We start from the raw sequence: 18066 nt of genomic DNA, 5'->3' as shown, positions 1-18066 counted from the left end.
CGCCCGGTTACATTCCGAACCCGGAAGCTAAGCCTTTCAGCGCCGATGGTACTGCAGGGGGGACCCTGTGGGAGAGTAGGACGCCGCCGAACAATCTTTCAAGGACCCTTGGTCCCAGCGTTCATGCTGGGACCAAGGGTCCTTTTTGTTTGTACTTGAATTTCCTCGAAGCGCGTCGGACCGCCGATTGCGCGAGAATGACTGCGGTACCCGAAGACAGGAGCCATACCGATGTCCACCAACTCCTCCGACGATCGTCCGGAGCGCGAGCCGCGTCGCAGGGACGGTGACCGGGGCGGCTTCCGTCGTGACGACCGTGGGCCGCGTCGGGACGACAACCGTGGCGGTACGTTCCGCCGCGACGACCGGCCGGCGTTCCGGCGCGACGACCGTGACCGTGATCGTGATCGTGGACCGCGCCGCAGCGACGACCGCGGCGGCTTCGTAAACCGCGACGACCGTGGTGGGCGCCCCGCTGGTGGCGGCTTCCGCCGCGACGACCGCGACGACCGGCCCGGTTTCCGGCGCGATGACCGGCCCGGTTTCCGGCGGGACGACCGCCGTGACGACAACCGTGGCGGCGGCGGTGGGTTCCGGCGCGATGACCGGCGTGACGACCGTCGGGATGACCGTCCCGCCTTCCGCCGTGACGATCGCCCCGGTGCCCGGCGCGACGAGCGGCGCGACGACAACCGTGGCGGTACGTTCCGCCGCGATGACCGGCGTGACGACCGGCGTGACGACCGCGACCGTGGCGGTTTCCGGCGTGATGACCGCCGTGATGACAATCGCGGTGGTGGGTTCCGGCGTGATGACCGGCGTGATGACAATCGCGGTGGTGGGTTCCGGCGTGATGACCGGCGTGATGACAATCGCGGTGGCGGTTTCCGGCGTGATGACCGCCGCGACGACCGTCGGGATGACCGTCCCGGCTTCCGTCAGGACGACCGTCCCGGTTTCCGGCGTGACGACCGGGACCGTGATCGGGACCGGGACCGCGGTGGGTTCCGGCGCTCCGGGGACCGACCCACGTTCCCGCGGGATGACCGCGCGCCGCGGCGTGACGACCGTGACCGCGACCGGGCGCCGCGGCGTGACGACCGGGATCGCGGCGGATTCCCGCGCGACGACCGCATGCAGCGCAGGGACGACCGCCGTGACGACCGCGACCGCGGCGGGTTCCGGGGTGGCCGCGACGACCGTGCCCGGGGGCCGCGTCGCGACGACCGGGACCGGGACCGGCGTGGTTTCCGCGGGCGGGACGACCGTGGCGGTTTCCGGCGCGACGAGCGGGAGCGTGAGCCCATCAAGCGGCTTCCCATCCCGGAGGACGTCACCGGCGACGAGATCGACAAGGATGTGCGGCAGGAGCTGATGAGCCTGCCCAAGACCCTGGCCGAGGACGTCGCGAGGAACCTCGTGATGGTCGCCAAGCTCATCGACGAGGACCCGGAGCAGGCGTACGCGTACTCGCGTATCGCGCTGCGGCTCGCCTCGCGCGTGGCAGCGGTGCGGGAGGCCGCCGGCTTCGCCGCGTACGCGACGCAGAAGTACGCCGAGGCGCTGGCCGAGTTCCGGGCGGCGCGGCGGATGACCGGCAGCGTGGAGCTGTGGCCCGTGATGGCGGACTGCGAGCGCGGGCTCGGCCGGCCCGAGCGGGCGCTGGCGATGGCCGGTGAGCCCGAGGTGCAGAAGCTCGACAAGGCGGGCCAGGTCGAGATGCGGCTCGTCGTCGCCGGGGCGCGGCGGGACATGGGGCAGCTGGACGCCGCCATCGTGACCCTCCAGAGCCCGGAGCTGGCGTCCAACTCCGTCCAGCCGTGGACCGCCCGCCTGCGGTACGCGTACGCCGACGCGCTGCTGGAGGCGGGACGCGAGGACGAGGCGCGGGAGTGGTTCGCCAAGGCGCTGGAGGCCGACAAGGACGGCGCGACCGACGCGTCGGACCGTCTCGCCGAGCTGGACGGCGTCGAGTTCCTGGACGCTGCCGTGGAGGACGAGGAGCAGGACGCGGCCGACGGTGACGAGCGCTGATCGTCCGTTGCGCTGATCCGCACCGATGACGAGAGGAGGGCGGCACCCCGCGGGGTGCCGCCCTCTTTTCGTTCCGGCTGCTCGTCAGTCCAGGGTGAGGCTGCGGAGTACCAGGCCGGTCGCCGGCTTGGGTCCGAAGGACGTCGACTTCCGGGGCATCGTGACGCCTTGACGGGCGAGGTCGCGGACGACGTCCTCGCGCACCGGGTGCATCAGGACCGCCGTGCCGCCGCGGCGTGCGGCTTGGGTGACGGCGGCCGCCGTGTCGTGGATGTACGCGATGTGCTCGGGCGTGTCCGGGATGTTCCAGATGCGGTCGAGCAGTGTGGCGTGGAGGACCGTCGCGTCCAGGGTGCGCCATGACTCCGGCCGGTCGGCCGGGACCGTACGGGCCACCAGATCCGGGTCGGGGCGGTCGATCAGGTGGAAGCGGCCGTCGCCGCCGGTGAGGAGGAAGGCGTTGCTCTCGGAAGCCGCGGAGGCCAGGGCGTCCATGGCCGCGGGCAGCGGGGTGCCGTCCTCCAGGGTGCGTATCCGGAAGTGGTGGCCGAGAGCGCTGAGCGCGTCCGTGACGGGGAGGCGGTTCAGCAGCCGGTGGATGGCACGGACCTGCAGGGGGTAGCGGGCCGTGTCCACGAGGAGGACGAGTCCGTAGTTCCACGGGCCGGGCTCCGGGTGTTCCTCGCGCAGCCGCAGGTACGTCGCCCAGCGGTGGTGGCCGTCGGCGATCAGGGCCTGGTGGTGGGCGAGGTCGTCGGCGATCTCGGCGATGTCCGCCGGCTCGGTGACCGCCCACAGGCGGTGGCTGAAGCCGTCCTCCGTGGTGGTCGCGAGGAGAGGGGCGCGCAGCACGGTGCGCTCCATGACGGCGGTCGCGCCGGTGGCGGTGCCGTTGCCTCGGTAGGTGAGGAGCAGAGGCTCCAGGTTGGCGGTGGTCGTGCGCATCAGGGCGGCACGGTCCTCGACGACGTGCGGCATGACGTCCTCGTGGGGCAGCACGACCCCCTCGGCCGGGGCGGAGAGCTCCAGGGCGCCGATGAGACCGCGCTGGAGCAGGTCGCCCTTGCGCTGCTCGTACACGTACAGGGCGGGCTCCGGGTCCGGGGCGAGGACGCCTTCGGCGAGCCAGCTGTCGAGGGTCTGGGCCGCCTGGCGATGGCGGGCGCCGTTGGTGGCGGCCTGCGGAAGGATCAGCCGGACGATGTTGTGGGGATCGGCCGATTCGAGGTGGTGCAGGCCGTCGGGCCGTACGACCACGTCGTACGGCGGGGAGGTCACCGCGGCGAGGCTCCCGACCCGGTGGGCGTCGTAACGCAGCCCACGGAAGGGGAGCAGGTGCAGACCGTCGTTGGCCGCAGGACCCGTGCTGTTCATCCCAGCATCGTATGTGGGTCGGGACATGAGCGATGATCGGGGGAGCGGCTTTGAGGCAGATCGGCGTGCGGTCTCCGGCACGGCGGGGCCGGGCCGGGACGGGGCATGTTCGACGGGTCTCGGGTTCGTGAGTTCGAGCTTCGAGGGAGGACGGCGGGACATGGGGCAGCAGCAGGAAGACGGTGGCAGGACCCGGCCGAGCGGCAGTGCGGTCGCCTTGAGCGAGGCGTACGACACCGCGCTGCTGGATCTGGACGGTGTCGTGTACGCGGGCGGGGAGGCGATCGCGCACGCCGTGGAGGCGCTGGAGGCGGCGCGTGCCGGGGGGATGCACCTGGCGTACGTCACGAACAACGCGCTGCGCACGCCCGAGGCGGTGGCCGCGCACCTGACGGAGCTGGGGGTACCCGCGGAGGCCACGGACGTGATCACCTCGGCGCAGGCGGTGGCGCGGCTGATCGCGGAGCAGGTGCCCCAGGGGTCCCGGGTCCTGGTGATCGGCGGTGAGGGGCTGCGGGTCGCGCTGCGCGAGCGCGGGCTGGAGCCGGTCGAGTCGGCGGACGACGAGCCGGTGGCCGTGGTGCAGGGGTACGGAGGGCCGGAGCTGCCGTGGGGGCGGTTCGCGGAGGCGTCGTACGCGATCGCGCGGGGCGTGCCGTGGTACGCCTCCAACACCGACCTGACCATCCCCAGCGCGCGGGGGATCGCGCCGGGGAACGGCGCGGCGGTGGAGGTGGTGCGGATCGCCACGGGTGCGCAGCCGCAGGTGGCGGGCAAGCCCCTGCCGCCGATGCACCGCGAGACGATCCTGCGCACGGGTGCGCGGCGGCCGCTGGTGGTGGGGGACCGGCTGGACACCGACATCGAGGGGGCGTTCAACGGTGGCGTGGATTCGATCCTCGTGCTGACCGGGGTGACGGACCCCGCGCAGTTGCTGGCGGCGGTGCCGGAGCACCGGCCGACGTACGTGGACGCGGACCTGCGGGGGCTGCTGACGGGCCAGCCGGAGGTGACGGCGGCGTCGGGCGATGCGGCCGGCGGGTTCGCGTGTGGAGGCTGGACGGCGTCGGTGAGCGGGGGAGCGCTGGTGCTGGAGGGAGAGGGCGGGGAACCGCTGGACGGGCTGCGGGCGTTGTGCGCGGCCGCGTGGACGCAGGCGGGGCCGGGAGCGTGCGGGCTGGACGCGGGGAAGGCGCTGGCGCGGCTCGGGTGGTGACTCCGGGGCCTGCGTGCCACCGCCGGGGTGGCGGCCGTCGTCGCCCTCCGGGTGCGTGAGGACATCCGGGCGCTGACCGGACGCCCGGGGGGCTCCGGTGGCCCTGGGCGGGCGTCTGGGGCTCTCGTCACGGGTGGTGGTCGTGATGCGGCCGCGCCCCGGCTCCTCGTCCAGTCGGACAGCCGCTGTCGACGGCCTTCGCCGACCGGTCGCTGCTTGCCGGACCTGGGGAGCTCCGGATGGGGACCGGTGCAGGGTAGGCTAACCTAACCGGGTGTTGGTCCAGAGTCCTTCCGAAGTGAGCGCGGAGCCGGTATCCGCCACGCAGCAGCCGCGCAGGCGTCATTCCGTGCGCGCGGTGGGGCTGCTGGTGTCCGTCGGGATCCTGCTGCTGGTGTGTGTCGCGAGCATCGTGGTCGGCGCCAAGCCGGTCCCGGTGGGGGACGTGTGGCACGGGCTGTTCCACAACTCCGGCACCGGTACGGACGTCGTCATCGCCGAACTGCGCATGCCGCGCACCGTGATGGGCCTGATCGTCGGCGTCGCGCTCGGGCTGTCGGGAGCCGTGATGCAGGCGCTCACGCGCAACCCGCTCGCCGAGCCCGGCCTCATGGGGGTCAACGCGGGCGCGGCCGCGGCCGTCGTCACCGCCATCAGCTTCTTCGGCGTCACCTCCCTCACCGGCTACGTGTGGTTCGCGTTCGCCGGCGCCGCCGTCGTCTCCGTCCTCGTGTACCTGCTCGGCGGCAGCCGCAGCGCCAACCCCGTGCGGCTCGCGCTCGCCGGGACGGCCGCCACCTTCGCGCTGTACGGGTACGTCAACGCCGTACAGCTGCTGGACTCCGCCGCCCTGGACCGGCTGCGGTTCTGGACCGTGGGCTCGCTCGCCACCGCCGACATGGACACCGTCCGCCGGGTCGCGCCCTTCGTCGGCGCCGGTGTCGTCCTCGCGCTGCTGATCGCCCGGCCGCTGAACGCCATGGAGATGGGCGACGACACGGCCAGGGCCCTGGGCGCCCACCTGAACCGCACGCGCGTGCTCGCGATGGTCGCCGTCACGCTGCTGTGCGGCGCCGCGACCGCCGCCTGCGGGCCCATCACCTTCGTCGGACTGGCGGTGCCCTATCTCGTACGGGCCCTCACCGGTCCCGACATGCGCTGGATCCTGCCGTACGCGGCCGTGCTCTCGCCCGTCCTGCTCCTGGGCGCCGACGTCATCGGCCGCGTCGTGGCCCGGCCGTCGGAGCTCCAGGTGGGCATCGTCACCGCGGTCGTCGGCGGCCCCGTCTTCATCCACCTCGTACGTCGCAAGAGGATGGCCCAGCTGTGAAAGCCATACGCATGCCCGGCGGGCTGTCGGTGCGGGTCGAGCCGCGCGGCGCCGCCGCCGTCGCCGGCCTGGTCCTGCTCACCCTCGCGGCCGGGATCGTCCTCATCGGCAGCGGGGACTTCCCGATCGCCCCCGCCGACGTCGTCGCCACGCTCCGCGGCGACGGCACCGGGGCGCAGGAGTTCGTCGTCCACGACCTGCGGCTGCCGAGGGTCCTCGTCGCGGTGCTCGTCGGCGCCGCGCTGGGCCTCGGCGGGGCGGTCTTCCAGTCCCTCACCCGCAACCCGCTCGGCAGCCCCGACATGCTCGGCTTCGGGCAGGGCGCGACCGTGGGCGCGCTCACCGTCATCGTGGTGTTCCAGGGCGACGCCACCGCGGTCGCCGGCGGCGCCGTCGTCGGCGGGCTGGTGACCGGCGCCGCCGTCTACCTGCTGGCCTGGAAGCGCGGGGTGCACGGTTTCCGGCTGGTGCTCGTCGGCATCGGTGTGGCGGCCATGCTGACCGCCGTCATCCACTACCTGCTCACCAAGGCGAACCTGGTCGACGCCACCCGCGCCACCGTCTGGATGACCGGCTCGCTCGAGGGGCGCGACTGGACCCAGTTCGGGCCGCTGCTCGCGGTGTGCTGCGTCCTCGTGCCGGTGGTGCTGGCGTACGGCCGCCCGCTGCGCATGCTGGAGATGGGCGACGACGCCGCGTACGCGCTCGGGGTGAAGGTCGAGCGCACGCGCATGGTCCTGATGGGCTCGGCGGTGCTGCTGGTGGCCGCCGCCGCGGCCGCGGCGGGCCCGATCAGCTTCGTCGCGCTGAGCGCACCGCAGGTCGCCCGCCGCCTCACACGCACGCCCGGGCCCAACCTGGCCGCCTCCCTGCTGACGGGCGCCGCGCTGCTGCTGATCGCGGACTGGGCGGCCACCAACGCCTTCGGCGAGCGACAGCTCCCGGTGGGCGTCGTGACCGGTGTGGTCGGCGGCGTGTACCTGCTGTGGCTGCTGGTGACCGAGCGGCGAGCAGGCCGGATATGAGCCCCATGACCGTCCAGAGCGACAGGAGTACCCCGTCCATGCAGCGCCAGCGGCTCAGCGCCGAATCCGTGACCCTCGCCTACGAGCAGCGGATCATCGCCCGCGACCTGTCCGTCGAGATCCCCGACCACTCCTTCACGGTGATCGTCGGCCCCAACGCCTGCGGCAAGTCCACCCTGCTGCGCGCCCTGTCCCGGATGCTGAAGCCCGCCGAGGGCCGCGTGCTCCTCGACGGGCAGGCCATCCACACCATGCCCGCCAAGAAGGTCGCCAGGACGCTGGGCCTGCTGCCCCAGTCGTCCATCGCGCCCGACGGCATCACCGTCGCCGACCTCGTTGCCCGCGGCCGCTACCCGCACCAGGGCCTGCTGCGCCAGTGGTCCCCCGAGGACGAGCGGATCGTCCAGGAGTCGATGGACGCGACCGGCGTCGGCGAGCTGGGCGACCGGTACGTCGACGAGCTGTCCGGCGGCCAGCGGCAGCGGGTCTGGATCGCGATGGCCCTCGCCCAGCAGACGCCGCTGCTGCTCCTCGACGAGCCGACGACGTTCCTCGACATCCAGCACCAGATCGACGTCCTGGACCTGTGCGCCGAGCTCCACGAGACGCAGGGCCGCACCCTCGTCGCCGTGCTGCACGACCTGAACCACGCGGCGCGGTACGCCACGCACCTCATCGCCGTACGCGGCGGGGAGATCATCGCCGAGGGGCCGCCGTCCGAGATCGTCACCGCGGAGCTGGTCGAGCGCGTCTTCGGGCTGCGCTGCCAGGTCATCGACGACCCCGAGACGGGGACGCCGCTGGTGGTGCCGGCCGCCCGGAAGGCGCGGTCCGCCGGGACGGCGGCGGCGCTACAGCAGTGACCGCAGCCGCAGCAGGTCGCGGAAGCCCGCCTCCAGCCTGACCCGGCCGGAGGCCCAGGCCCGCGCGAAGTTCAGCTCGCCGTCCACCAGCGCCAGGAGGTCGTCGCCGGCCATCGCCAGCCGGATCTCCGCCCGCTCGGGCGGCGGCCCGTCCACCCGGTCCAGCACCTGGATCCGGCCGCCCGCGAGGCGGCCGGTGAAGGTGACGTCGAGGTCCGTGATGTGGCAGCTCAGCGTGCGGTCGAGCGCGGCGGCGGTGCGCACCTCGCCGTCCGCGTGCGTGAGGTTGTCGGCAAGGCGGTCCAGTGCGCCGCGGCAGTCGTCGATCGTGGCCATCGGGACCGACCGTACCGGACGGCTTCGCGGTAGCGTCTGGGCATGAGCGACGTGATGCCCGAGGCCGCCGAGGACGAGGCGGCCACGACGCACGACCCGGCCCCGCCCGCGCCCCTCGGCGTGGAGCGCGTGCCCACCGGGCACCCCGGGGTCGACGCCGGACTGGAGCGCCTGGCCGACGCCGACCACCTCCCGGCGGACGGGCACCTGGAGGTGTACGAGGATGTACACCGGGGGCTGCGGGACACGCTGACCGCGCTCGACGCGCGCACGCCGGCGCCCCCGCCGATGTCCCCGTCGTACGAACACAGGAGCTGAACCGAACGTGGCAGGAGTCGCACGCCGCCGTCTCGACGCCGAGCTGGTACGCCGCAAGCTCGCGCGCTCGCGCGAGCACGCGAGCCAGCTGATCGCGGCGGGGCGGGTGACCGTCGGCGGCACCACCGCCACCAAGGCCGCCACCCAGGTCGAGACCGCCGCCGCCATCGTGGTGGCACAGGACGACTCCGACCCCGACTACGTCTCGCGCGGCGGGCACAAGCTGGCCGGGGCGCTCGCCGCCTTCGTACCGCTCGGCCTGAAGGTCGAGGGGCGGCGGGCGCTGGACGCCGGGGCCTCCACCGGAGGCTTCACCGACGTGCTGCTGCGCGCCGGGGCCGCGCACGTCGTCGCCGTCGACGTCGGGTACGGGCAGCTGGCCTGGTCGCTGCAGAGCGATGAACGCGTCACCGTCAAGGACCGTACGAACGTACGTGAGGTGACGCTGGACGTGATCGACGGAGAACCGGTGGACCTGGTCGTGGGGGACCTGTCCTTCATCCCGCTGGGGCTCGTGCTGCCCGCCCTGGTGGGCGTGTGCGCCCCCGACGCCGACCTGGTGCTGATGGTGAAGCCGCAGTTCGAGGTGGGCAAGGAGCGGCTCGGCAGCGGCGGGGTCGTACGCAGCCCCGAGCTGCGCGCCGAGGCGGTGCGCGGCGTGGCGGCACAGGCGGCCCGGCTGGGACTGGGCGTGCTCGGCGTCACCGCGAGCCCGCTGCCCGGGCCGTCCGGGAACGTCGAGTACTTTCTGTGGCTGCGGGCCGGGGCGCCCGCGCTGGATCCGGCGGATGTGGACCGCGCCGTGGCGGAGGGACCTCGTTGACATCGACGACAGCAGCACCGCGCACCGTCTTCCTGCTGGCGCACACCGGCCGGCCGGCCGCGGTGCGCAGCGCCGAACTGGTCGTCCTCGGGTTGCTGCGCAACGGCATCGGCGTACGCGTCCTGGCGGCCGAGGCGGCCGACCTGCCGCTGCCGTCGGCGGTCGAGACGGTGCCCGAGGCGACCCCCGACGTGCTCGACGGCTGCGAGCTGCTCATCGTCCTGGGCGGTGACGGGACGCTGCTGCGCGGCGCCGAGTTCGCCCGCGCCTCCGGGGTGCCGATGCTCGGCGTCAACCTGGGCCGGGTCGGCTTCCTCGCCGAGGCCGAGCGGGACGACCTGGACAAGGTCGTGGACCGGGTCGTGACACGGGCGTACGAGGTCGAGGAGCGCATGACCCTCGACGTCGCCGTGTACCAGAACGGCGACGTGCTCCACAGCGACTGGGCGCTCAACGAGGCCGCCGTCCAGAAGGTGTCCGCGGAGCGGATGCTGGAGGTCGTCCTCGCGATCGACGGCCGTCCGGTCACCGGGTTCGGCTGCGACGGCGTCATTTGCGCCACGCCGACCGGTTCGACGGCGTACGCCTTCTCGGCGGGCGGCCCGGTGATCTGGCCCGAGGTCGAGGCGCTGCTGATGGTGCCGATCGGGGCGCACGCGCTGTTCGCCAAGCCGCTGGTCACCACGCCGGACTCGGTCCTGGCGGTGGAGGTCGAGCCGCACACCCCGCACGGGGTGCTGTGGTGCGACGGGCGCCGCACCGTCGAACTGCCCGCGGGCGCACGGGTGGAGGTGCGGCGCGGGGCGGTGCCGGTACGGCTCGCGCGGCTGCACCACGCGTCCTTCACGGACCGCCTGGTGGCGAAGTTCGCCCTGCCGGTGTCGGGGTGGCGGGGCGCGCCGCACTGAGGCCGGCGCCGCGGGGCCGGGCAAGGCGTTCCGCGCGGTGTCAGAGGTGTTTGCGGCGAGCCCGGCGCGGTGTCCGGCGGTGAGCCCGGCGGGCGTCCCGCACCGTCCGCGGCCGGCCTCCGCGGGGTGCGCCGGACCCACTCCGGGGAGTGACACCCGCCGCCGGAGCCTCCGTCACGACCTGCGGGTTCCGCGACGCGAGGCGGGGGCCGTCGCACACCGGGGTCCGGACCTCGTAAGGTCTTCTCCGTGTTGGAGGAGATGCGGATACGGTCGCTCGGAGTCATCGACGACGCGGTGGTCGAGCTGTCACCCGGTTTCACCGCGGTGACCGGCGAGACCGGCGCGGGCAAGACCATGGTGGTGACGAGCCTCGGGCTGCTGCTCGGCGGGCGCGCCGACGCCGCCCTGGTGCGGATCGGTTCGCCGTCGGCCGTCGTCGAGGGCCGGATCAGCGTGGCGCCGGGCGACGCCGCGGCGAAGCGCGCCGAGGAGGCGGGTGCCGAACTCGACGACGGCGCGCTCATCATCAGCCGCACCATCTCGGCGGAGGGCCGCTCGCGGGCCCACCTGGGCGGGCGCTCCGTGCCGGTCGGGATGCTCGCCGAACTCGCCGACGACCTCGTCGCCGTCCACGGCCAGACCGACCAGCAGGGCCTGCTCAAGCCGGCGCGGCAGCGCGGCGCGCTCGACCGGTACGCCGGCGGGGCGGTCGCCGGGCCGCTCGCCGAGTACAGCCAGGCCTATCGCAGGCTGCGGGCCGTCTCCGCGGAGCTGGAGGAGCTGACCACGCGCGCGCGGGAGCGGGCGCAGGAGGCCGACCTGCTGCGCTTCGGGCTGGCCGAGATCGAGGCCGTCGCACCGCGTGCGGGCGAGGACGCGGAGCTCGCCGCCGAGGCCGAGCGGCTCGGCCACGCCGAGGCCCTCGCGTCGGCCGCCGCGCTCGCCCACGGGGCGCTCGCGGGCAACCCCGAGGACCCGGAAATCCTCGACGCCACGACCCTGGTCGCGGGCGCGGGACGGACCCTGGAGGCCGTACGGTCGCACGACCCGGCCCTCGCGGCCCTCGCGGACCGGATCGGCGAGATCTCGATCCTCCTGGCGGACGTGGCGGGTGAGCTCGCCGGGTACGCCGACAACCTGGACGCCGACCCGCGGCGGCTGGCCGCCGTCGAGGAGCGGCGTGCCGCGCTGACCTCGCTCACCCGCAAGTACGGCGAGGACATCGACGCCGTACTGGCGTGGGCCGAGGAGGGCGCGTCCCGGCTCACCGAGCTGGACGGCGACGACGACCGGATCGGCGAGCTGACGGCCGAGCGGGACGCACTGCGCGCGGAGCTGTCGGTCCTCGCACAGACGCTGACGGACGCGCGGACCGAGGCGGCGGCGCGGTTCGCCGACGCGGTCACCGCGGAGCTCGCGTCGCTCGCCATGCCGCACGCACGCGTGTCGTTCGCCATCCGGCAGACCGAGGACCCCGAGGGCGTCGAGGTCGGCGGCCGCACCGTCGCGTACGGGCCGCACGGGGCCGACGAGGTCGAACTGCTGCTCGCCCCGCACCCGGGCGCGCCGCCGCGGCCCATCGCCAAGGGCGCCTCGGGCGGTGAGCTCTCCCGCGTGATGCTCGCCGTCGAGGTGGTCTTCGCCGGTACCGACCCGGTGCCGACGTACCTCTTCGACGAGGTGGACGCCGGGGTCGGCGGCAAGGCGGCCGTCGAGATCGGGCGCCGGCTGGCCAGGCTCGCCAAGTCCGCGCAGGTCGTCGTCGTCACGCACCTGCCGCAGGTGGCGGCGTTCGCCGACCGGCAGCTGCTGGTCGAGAAGACGAACGACGGGTCCGTGACCCGCTCCGGCGTCACGGTCCTGGAGGGCGAGGACCGCGTGCGCGAGCTGTCCCGCATGCTGGCGGGCCAGGAGGACTCGCAGACGGCACGGGCCCACGCGGAGGAACTCCTGGCGGCGGCCCGCGCGGACGCCTGACGGGCCGTCCTTGGCGGTGGCGCCCGGACCGTGCGGCCTGCGGCGCCGCGGACTCCGATGTACCTGTGGCGGCGTGGCGGCCCTCGCCCGGTGCGGCTGCGCCGTGCGGGGCCGTGCGTCGCCGGGCCGGGGGCCGGTTCCGCCCCACGGAGTGTGGTCGTCGGGTCCCCTCGTAGGGTGAGGGCCATGATCGAGAAGTGCAGCAAGGCCATCGGCGGGCGCCTCGCCGCCTTCGCGGTCGCCGCCGGAGCCACCCGGGTCGTGTACGCCGGGCTGCGGCGGCGTCAGGGCGGCCATGAGCGGTGGCAGCGGCGGAACCACGCCGGGCGGACCGTCGATCTGTACGCCGGCCCCGCCGTGGCCGTCGGCGCCCTCCTCGGGGCGCTGCGGGCCGAGCGGCGGGGCGCCGCCGCGCTCGCCGTCCTCGCCGCGGGTGCCTGCGGCGCGTACGACGACCGGTACGGCGACGACCGCCGCGGTCTCCGGGCGCACCTCGGTGCCCTGCGCGGCGGCGAGATCACCAGCGGTGCCGTCAAGCTGTTCGGAATCGGGGCCGCCGGGCTCGCCGCGGGTGCGCTGCTCAAGGAGCGGCCCCTGGACAAGGTGCTGGCCGGCGTGGTGATCGCCGGGACGGCGCACGCCGTCAACCTCGTCGACGTACGGCCCGGGCGCGCCGTCCTCGCCGTCCTCGGGCTCGCCGTGCCCGGCCTGCCGCGCGGCCCGCTCGCCGCCGTGCCGATGGGTGCCGCCGCGGCCGTCGCCGCCGACGACCTGGGTGAGCGGACCATGCTCGGCGACGCGGGCGCCCACGCGCTGGGCGCCGTGCTCGGCACCGCCATGGCCGCCGGCAGCGGTCGCCTCGGCCTCGCGGCCCACGCCGCCGCGGTCGTCATGGCGGCCGTGTACGGCGACGACGTCAGCCGTTGGGCCGCTGATTCACCCATGTGAGTGATACGTGGTGCGGGGATACGCCACCGGACACGGCAACGTGGCCTCGCCGGTGCCGGAACGCGCGTGCGGACTGGCATTCTTGGGCGTGTGACACAGCTGCGTACGGTCCAAGTGCTGGGCGGCGGCAGCGCGGGCAGCAGCGCTCATGTCAGATCACTGGCCGCCGGGCTCGTGGCGAGGGGCGTGCGGGTGACCGTGTGCGCTCCGGCCGAACTCGACCACGACTACGACTTTCTCGGCACCGGCGCCCATTTCGTGCCCGTGCCGCGGCGCAGCGACCCCGTCGCGATCGGCGCGCTGCGCGCGGCGTGCGCCGGCGCGGACGTCGTGCACGCGCACGGGGTGCACGCCGCGGTCCGGGCGGCACTGGCGCTCGGCGCGCAGGCCCACCAGGGCCGCGTGCCGCTCGTCGTCACCTGGCACACGCGCACGCACGCGGAGGGCGCCCGGGCGCACCTGCTCCGGCTGATGGAGCGCAAGGCCGCACGCACGGCGGCCGTCGTGCTCGGAACGTCGTCCGAACTCGTGGACCGGGCGCGGCGGCGCGGTGCGCGGGACGCGCGGCTCGGTCCGGTCTCCATCCCCGCGCCGCGCCGGGGCGCCGAGGTGACCGACGGCGGCAAGGCGCGCGCGGAACTCGGCGTCATGGACCGGCCGTTGCTGGTGGCGGTGGGCGCGCTGGAGCCGTACCGGGGGTACGGGACGCTGCTCGACGCCTCACGGCTGTGGCTCGGCCGGGACCCGGTGCCGCTCGTCGCCGTCGCGGGGGAGGGGCGGCAGCGGGGCGCGCTGCAGCGGCGCATCGACGCGGAGGGCCTGCCGGTGCGGCTGCTCGGCCGCCGCGACGACGTCACGTCCCTGCTGGCGTCCGCCGACGTGGCGCTCCTCCCGAGCCGCTGGGAGGCCCGCGCCCCGCTGGCCCAGGAGGCGCTGCGGCTCGGCGTCCCGCTGGTCGCGACGGCGGTGGGCGGGGTTCCGGAGCTCGTCGGTGACGCGGCGGTGCTCGTGCCGTACGGCGACGCGGGGGCGCTGGCCGCGGCGGTGACGGAGCTGCTCGCCGACCCGGTGCGACGGGCGGACCTCGCCGCGGCGGGACGCGCGCAGGCGGCGACGTGGCCGACGGAGGACGAGACGATCGCGCAGGTGCTGAGCGTCTACGACGAACTGTGCGGGTCGGCCTGACGGCCGTCGCCCCGCCCGCGCGGTCCCCTGCCCCGCCTGCGCGGCCCCCTGCTCCGCCCGACCGGCACCCTGCCCCGCCCGCGCGGTCCCCTGCCCCGCCTGCGCGGCCCCCTGCTCCGCCCGACCGGCACCCTGCCCCGCCCGCGCGGTCCCCTGCCCCGCCCGCGCGGGTGATCCGCCGTGGCGCCCCGGCGCGTGTGCGGTCTCCCCGGTCGCCCGTGCCCCGGGCCCCGTGCCCTGTGCCCCGGGCCCCCGGGCCGACGGTGGGCGCCGCCCGCTCGTCCGCCGCTCCCGCCACGCCAGTACCGCCGCTCCCGTACCGCGCGCCGCGCGGATCGCCGCCCCGCACACGCGGGTGAACCAGGGCGGGCCGGGGGCGGCCCCCGGGCCCGCAGGGCCGTCCCCGTGGGCCTTCCGGCGCCTCAGGGGGTGTGGCGGCGGGCGCGGAGCGCCAGGGAGAGGGCCAGGACCGTCTGGGGGTCGTCGAGGTCCGTGCCGAGGAGGTCGCCTATGCGGGCCAGGCGGTTGTAGAGCGTCTGGCGGTTGAGGTGCAGTTCGCGCGCCGTCTCCGCCTTGCGGCCCGCGTGCGCCAGGTACGTCTCCAGGGTGGGCAGCAGCGGCGGGCGCGAGGTGCGGTCGTGGTCGCGCAGCGGGCCGATCGCGCGGTCCACGAAGGCCGCCAGGTCGGGATGGTCCCGCAGCCGCCACAGCAGCAGGTCGATGTCGAGGCGCCGCGCGTCGTACCAGGGCCGGTCCGGGAGGCCCTGCGCGGCCGTCGCCGTCTCCGCCGCGTGGCGCAGGCCCGCCGAGGCCGCGGCCCAGCCGCCCGCGACGCCCACCACCACGACCGGCGGGTGCGCCCCGGCCCGCTCCAGGCCCGCGCGCGCCACCCCCGCCCGCAGCGCCGCCGCGACCCGGTCGGCCACCGCCGTGCGCTCGGACTCGCCGCGCAGGCCCAGCAGCAACGGCACCCTGCCCTCCACCGGCCGTACGCCCAGCAGGACGGGCACACCCACCGAGGCCAGCTCCTCCAGCACCGCGCGGGCGAGGAGGGACCAGTTGCCGGAGGGGGAGAGCTCCGAGGCGAGGCGCATCACGACCGGCAGCAGCGGACCGTCGCCCGGCCGGAAGCCGAGCACCCGGGCCTGCGCCGGCGCGTCCTCGGCCGAGATGCGTCCCTCCGCGAGGTCCGACAGGAAGTCACCCCGGCCACGCGCCGCCAGCTCCTCCTCCTGCCGCGCCTGCATCAGCACCACGGCGAGGATGCCCGCCGCCCGCTCCGCGGCCATGCGGTGGACGGGCAGCAGGCCCGCGGACACAGCCGGCAGGACGAGGCGGGCGCGCACCGAGGCCGCCCCCGGACCGCCGCCCGGCACGTCCACCAGCACCGCACCCGCCGGCGGGCCCGCCTCCCGTGCCGCCCGCTGGCCGCGCAGCCCGTCCCACACCTGCAGCGGGTCGGCGCACGACGGTCCCGTCCCGCTGCCCGCGGCGTACAGCAGCTGCCCGTCCGCGGTCTCCAGGAACACCGGGTTCGCGGCGAAGTCGGCGAGGATGCCCAGCACCTGCGGCACCCCGCCCCCGCCCAGGACCGCCTCCGTGCACCGCCGGTGCACCTCCTCGGCCTGCCGCAGCATCGCGTAGTGCCCGTTGACGATCTCGGTGTGGACCTCCTCCGTGACGGACACGAAGGGGACCTCACGGTGCAGCTGCACCAGCGGCAGGCCCGCCGCCCGGGCCGTCTCCACGATCGTCGCCGGCAGGCGGGAGAACCGCGGCCCCAGCTCGACCACCAGCGCCGCGATCCCGCGCTCCGCCAGCCGCCGCACGAACGCCCGCTGATCGGCCGGCCGTGTCCCCAGCCCCAGCCCGGTCGTCAGCAGCAGCTCGCCGCCCTTCAGCAGCGACGCGATGTTGGGCACCTCGCCGGCGTGCACCCAGCGCACCGTGCGGTGCAGCCGGTCCGCGCCGGTCACCACCTCCGGAAGCCCGCCGCGCAGCCCGGGCAGCTCCAGCGCCCGCTGCACGGTGATTCCGCCCTGCTCGTTCATACGGCCGGACGCTACCCGTCCGCGTGTTCCGGCGACATCACACCGGGGTGACGACCTGTCGCACCCCTGGACAACTCGTCGCCCCCGCCCGCCGTTTGCGCGACCGACTGTCGATTGTGGCGTACGTCACCCCGGAGGAAGGTGTCCCGGCATGGCAGAGAACCTCTCCCGGAACCGCACCCCCGAGGTGCAGCGGCTCAAGGCCGGCTCCGTCGGGCTCGTCGGCGTCGTCTTCATGGCCGTCGCCACCGCCGCGCCGATCACCGCGATGACCGGCAACCTCCCCATAGCGGTCGGCTTCGGCAACGGCACCGGCGCCCCCGCCGGATACCTCTTCGCGACGCTCGTCCTGACCGTCTTCTCCGTCGGCTATGTCGCCATGGCGAAGCGGATCACCGCGGCGGGCGCCTTCTACGGCTACATCTCGCACGGCCTCGGCCGGATCGCCGGTATGGCCTCGGGCCTGCTGGCGGTCCTCGCGTACATCGTCTTCGAGGCGTCGATCGTCGGCGTGTTCGCCTACTTCGCCCGCACCACCGTCTCGGCCCAGCTGGGCGTGGACCTCCCGTGGATCCTGTACGCGGCCGCCATGCTCGCCGTCACCGCCGTCCTCGCGTACTTCGACATCAACCTCACCGCCAAGGCGCTCGGCGTGATGCTCGTCGCCGAGGTCGCGGTCCTCTTCGCCGTCGCCACGGCGGTATTGGTGAAGGGCGGCGGCCCGGACGGCGTCCCCTTCGCGCCCGTCAACCCCGCCAACGCCTTCACCGGCACCTCGGCCGGCCTCGGCCTCTTCTTCGCCTTCTGGTCCTGGGTCGGCTTCGAGTCGACGGCGATGTACGGCGAGGAGTCCCGCGACCCCAAGCGCGTCATCCCGCGCGCCACGCTCGCCTCCGTCATCGGCGTCGGCGTCTTCTACGTCTACGTCTCGTGGATGACGATCGCCGGCAACGGCCTCGACGGCGCGGCCGGGGTGTCCGCGTCCGCGAACCCCCTCGACCTCTTCTTCGACCCCACCCGGTCCTTCATCGGCGCCTGGGCCGTCGACGCCTTCCAATGGCTGCTGCTCACCGGCTCGTTCGCCTGCGGCATGGCCTTCCACCAGTGCGCCTCGCGCTACCTCTACGCCATCGGCCGCGAGGGCTTCCTCCACCCCGCCCTCGGCCGTACGCACCCCGAGCACGGTTCGCCCCACATCGCCTCCTACGTCCAGAGCGCCATCGCCGTCGTGCTCGTCGGAGCGTTCTGGCTCACCGGGCAGGACCCGTACATCCACCTGTACACCCTGCTCGCCATCCTCGGCACGATGGCGATCCTCATCGTCCAGACCCTGTGCTCGTTCGCCGTCATCGGCTACTTCCGTACGAACCACCCCGAGGACCGGCACTGGTTCAGGACCCTCACCGCCCCGCTGCTCGGCGGCATCGGCATGACGGCGGTCGTCGTCCTGCTCGTGCTGAACATGGAGACCGCCGCGGGACTCGCCGCCGACTCCCTCTTCTTCGCGCTGATCCCGTGGATCGTCGGCGCGGTCTTCCTCGGCGGCCTGGGCCTCGGCCTCTACCTGCGGGCCAAACGGCCCGAACGCTACGAGATCATCGGCCGGATCGTCCTGGAGGACGCGGCCGAGCGCGAAGACCCCACTCCGCAGCCCGCCACCCTCTGAGGAGCCGCC

The 18066-nt window shown here is 74.7% G+C and carries 16 protein-coding genes and 1 rRNA gene; 14 read left to right on the top strand and 3 right to left on the bottom strand.

The genetic code is table 11. From position 1 onward, the window contains the following. The 3 genes from rrf to ACIA79_RS16145 form a co-directional block, all read left to right on the top strand. A 5S ribosomal RNA gene (gene rrf, locus ACIA79_RS16155) occupies window positions 1-92 on the top strand; the annotation flags it as partial. A 368-nt stretch (window positions 93-460) separates the two neighbouring features. After that, the gene (locus ACIA79_RS16150; RefSeq protein WP_399428874.1) at window positions 461-1375 is read left to right on the top strand and encodes a hypothetical protein; all 915 of its coding nucleotides are present in this window, start codon (window positions 461-463) and stop codon (window positions 1373-1375) included. Further along, on the top strand, window positions 1375-2034 hold the full coding sequence (locus tag ACIA79_RS16145) for a tetratricopeptide repeat protein (protein ID WP_399428873.1): 660 nt from the start codon (window positions 1375-1377) through the stop codon (window positions 2032-2034). Before ACIA79_RS16150 ends, ACIA79_RS16145 begins: the two co-directional genes overlap by 1 nt. Before the next feature lie 84 nt (window positions 2035-2118). Here the strand turns inward: ACIA79_RS16145 and ACIA79_RS16140 are convergent, their stop codons facing one another. Further along, window positions 2119-3408 (bottom strand): DUF1015 domain-containing protein, encoded by a 1290-nt coding sequence (locus ACIA79_RS16140; RefSeq protein WP_399428872.1) that lies wholly within the window; start codon window positions 3406-3408, stop codon window positions 2119-2121. Window positions 3409-3568: 160 nt separating this feature from the next. On the opposite strand from ACIA79_RS16140, the gene ACIA79_RS16135 reads away from it, so the two are divergent. The 4 genes from ACIA79_RS16135 (at window position 3569) to ACIA79_RS16120 (ending at window position 7842) form a co-directional block, all read left to right on the top strand. Further along, window positions 3569-4624, top strand: coding sequence for an HAD-IIA family hydrolase (locus tag ACIA79_RS16135; protein ID WP_399428871.1), 1056 nt, complete (start codon window positions 3569-3571; stop codon window positions 4622-4624). A gap of 274 nt (window positions 4625-4898) precedes the next feature. After that, complete coding sequence (locus ACIA79_RS16130) at window positions 4899-5954, top strand: FecCD family ABC transporter permease (protein ID WP_399428870.1); 1056 nt, start codon at window positions 4899-4901, stop codon at window positions 5952-5954. Between the two features lie 11 nt (window positions 5955-5965). Continuing rightward, window positions 5966-6979 carry a FecCD family ABC transporter permease gene (locus ACIA79_RS16125; RefSeq protein ID WP_399428899.1) on the top strand — a complete coding sequence of 338 codons (1014 nt, stop codon included), beginning with the start codon at window positions 5966-5968 and terminating at the stop codon, window positions 6977-6979. 5 nt (window positions 6980-6984) lie between these two features. Continuing rightward, window positions 6985-7842: an ABC transporter ATP-binding protein gene (locus ACIA79_RS16120; RefSeq protein WP_399428898.1), complete on the top strand. Its 858-nt coding sequence runs from the start codon at window positions 6985-6987 to the stop codon at window positions 7840-7842. Here ACIA79_RS16120 and ACIA79_RS16115 read toward each other — a convergent pair. Then, window positions 7831-8178, bottom strand: coding sequence for an SCP2 sterol-binding domain-containing protein (locus tag ACIA79_RS16115; RefSeq protein ID WP_399428869.1), 348 nt, complete (start codon window positions 8176-8178; stop codon window positions 7831-7833). The genes ACIA79_RS16120 and ACIA79_RS16115 overlap by 12 nt on opposite strands. 42 nt (window positions 8179-8220) lie before the next feature. Here ACIA79_RS16115 and ACIA79_RS16110 point away from each other — a divergent pair, with 42 nt between their 5' ends. The 6 genes from ACIA79_RS16110 to ACIA79_RS16085 all read left to right on the top strand — a co-directional run bounded on the left by ACIA79_RS16110 (window position 8221) and on the right by ACIA79_RS16085 (window position 14340). Further along, window positions 8221-8496, top strand: coding sequence for a hypothetical protein (locus ACIA79_RS16110; protein WP_399428868.1), 276 nt, complete (start codon window positions 8221-8223; stop codon window positions 8494-8496). Window positions 8497-8503: 7 nt separating this feature from the next. Further along, a complete protein-coding gene (locus tag ACIA79_RS16105) occupies window positions 8504-9319 on the top strand; it encodes a TlyA family RNA methyltransferase (RefSeq protein ID WP_031075717.1) in 816 nt (271 codons plus the stop codon). Continuing rightward, window positions 9316-10227 (top strand): NAD kinase, encoded by a 912-nt coding sequence (locus ACIA79_RS16100; protein ID WP_399428867.1) that lies wholly within the window; start codon window positions 9316-9318, stop codon window positions 10225-10227. Before ACIA79_RS16105 ends, ACIA79_RS16100 begins: the two co-directional genes overlap by 4 nt. Window positions 10228-10488: 261 nt before the next feature. Beyond that, the gene (recN, locus tag ACIA79_RS16095) at window positions 10489-12207 is read left to right on the top strand and encodes a DNA repair protein RecN (protein ID WP_399428897.1); all 1719 of its coding nucleotides are present in this window, start codon (window positions 10489-10491) and stop codon (window positions 12205-12207) included. Between the two features lie 186 nt (window positions 12208-12393). Continuing rightward, a complete protein-coding gene (locus ACIA79_RS16090) occupies window positions 12394-13155 on the top strand; it encodes a hypothetical protein (protein WP_399428866.1) in 762 nt (253 codons plus the stop codon). Between the two features lie 90 nt (window positions 13156-13245). Further along, on the top strand, window positions 13246-14340 hold the full coding sequence (locus tag ACIA79_RS16085; protein WP_399428865.1) for a glycosyltransferase family 4 protein: 1095 nt from the start codon (window positions 13246-13248) through the stop codon (window positions 14338-14340). A 422-nt stretch (window positions 14341-14762) separates the two neighbouring features. On the opposite strand, the gene ACIA79_RS16080 is transcribed toward ACIA79_RS16085, so the two are convergent. Further along, window positions 14763-16391: a PucR family transcriptional regulator gene (locus ACIA79_RS16080; RefSeq protein ID WP_399428864.1), complete on the bottom strand. Its 1629-nt coding sequence runs from the start codon at window positions 16389-16391 to the stop codon at window positions 14763-14765. A gap of 151 nt (window positions 16392-16542) precedes the next feature. Between ACIA79_RS16080 and ACIA79_RS16075 the strand changes: the two genes are divergently transcribed. Beyond that, window positions 16543-18057 carry an APC family permease gene (locus tag ACIA79_RS16075; RefSeq protein WP_399428863.1) on the top strand — a complete coding sequence of 505 codons (1515 nt, stop codon included), beginning with the start codon at window positions 16543-16545 and terminating at the stop codon, window positions 18055-18057. Window positions 18058-18066: the final 9 nt, after the last annotated feature.

Source organism: Streptomyces sp. NPDC051310, from assembly GCF_044455245.1.
Classification (GTDB): Bacteria; Actinomycetota; Actinomycetes; order Streptomycetales; family Streptomycetaceae; genus Streptomyces.
This window is presented reverse-complemented; position numbering and strand designations above follow the sequence as displayed.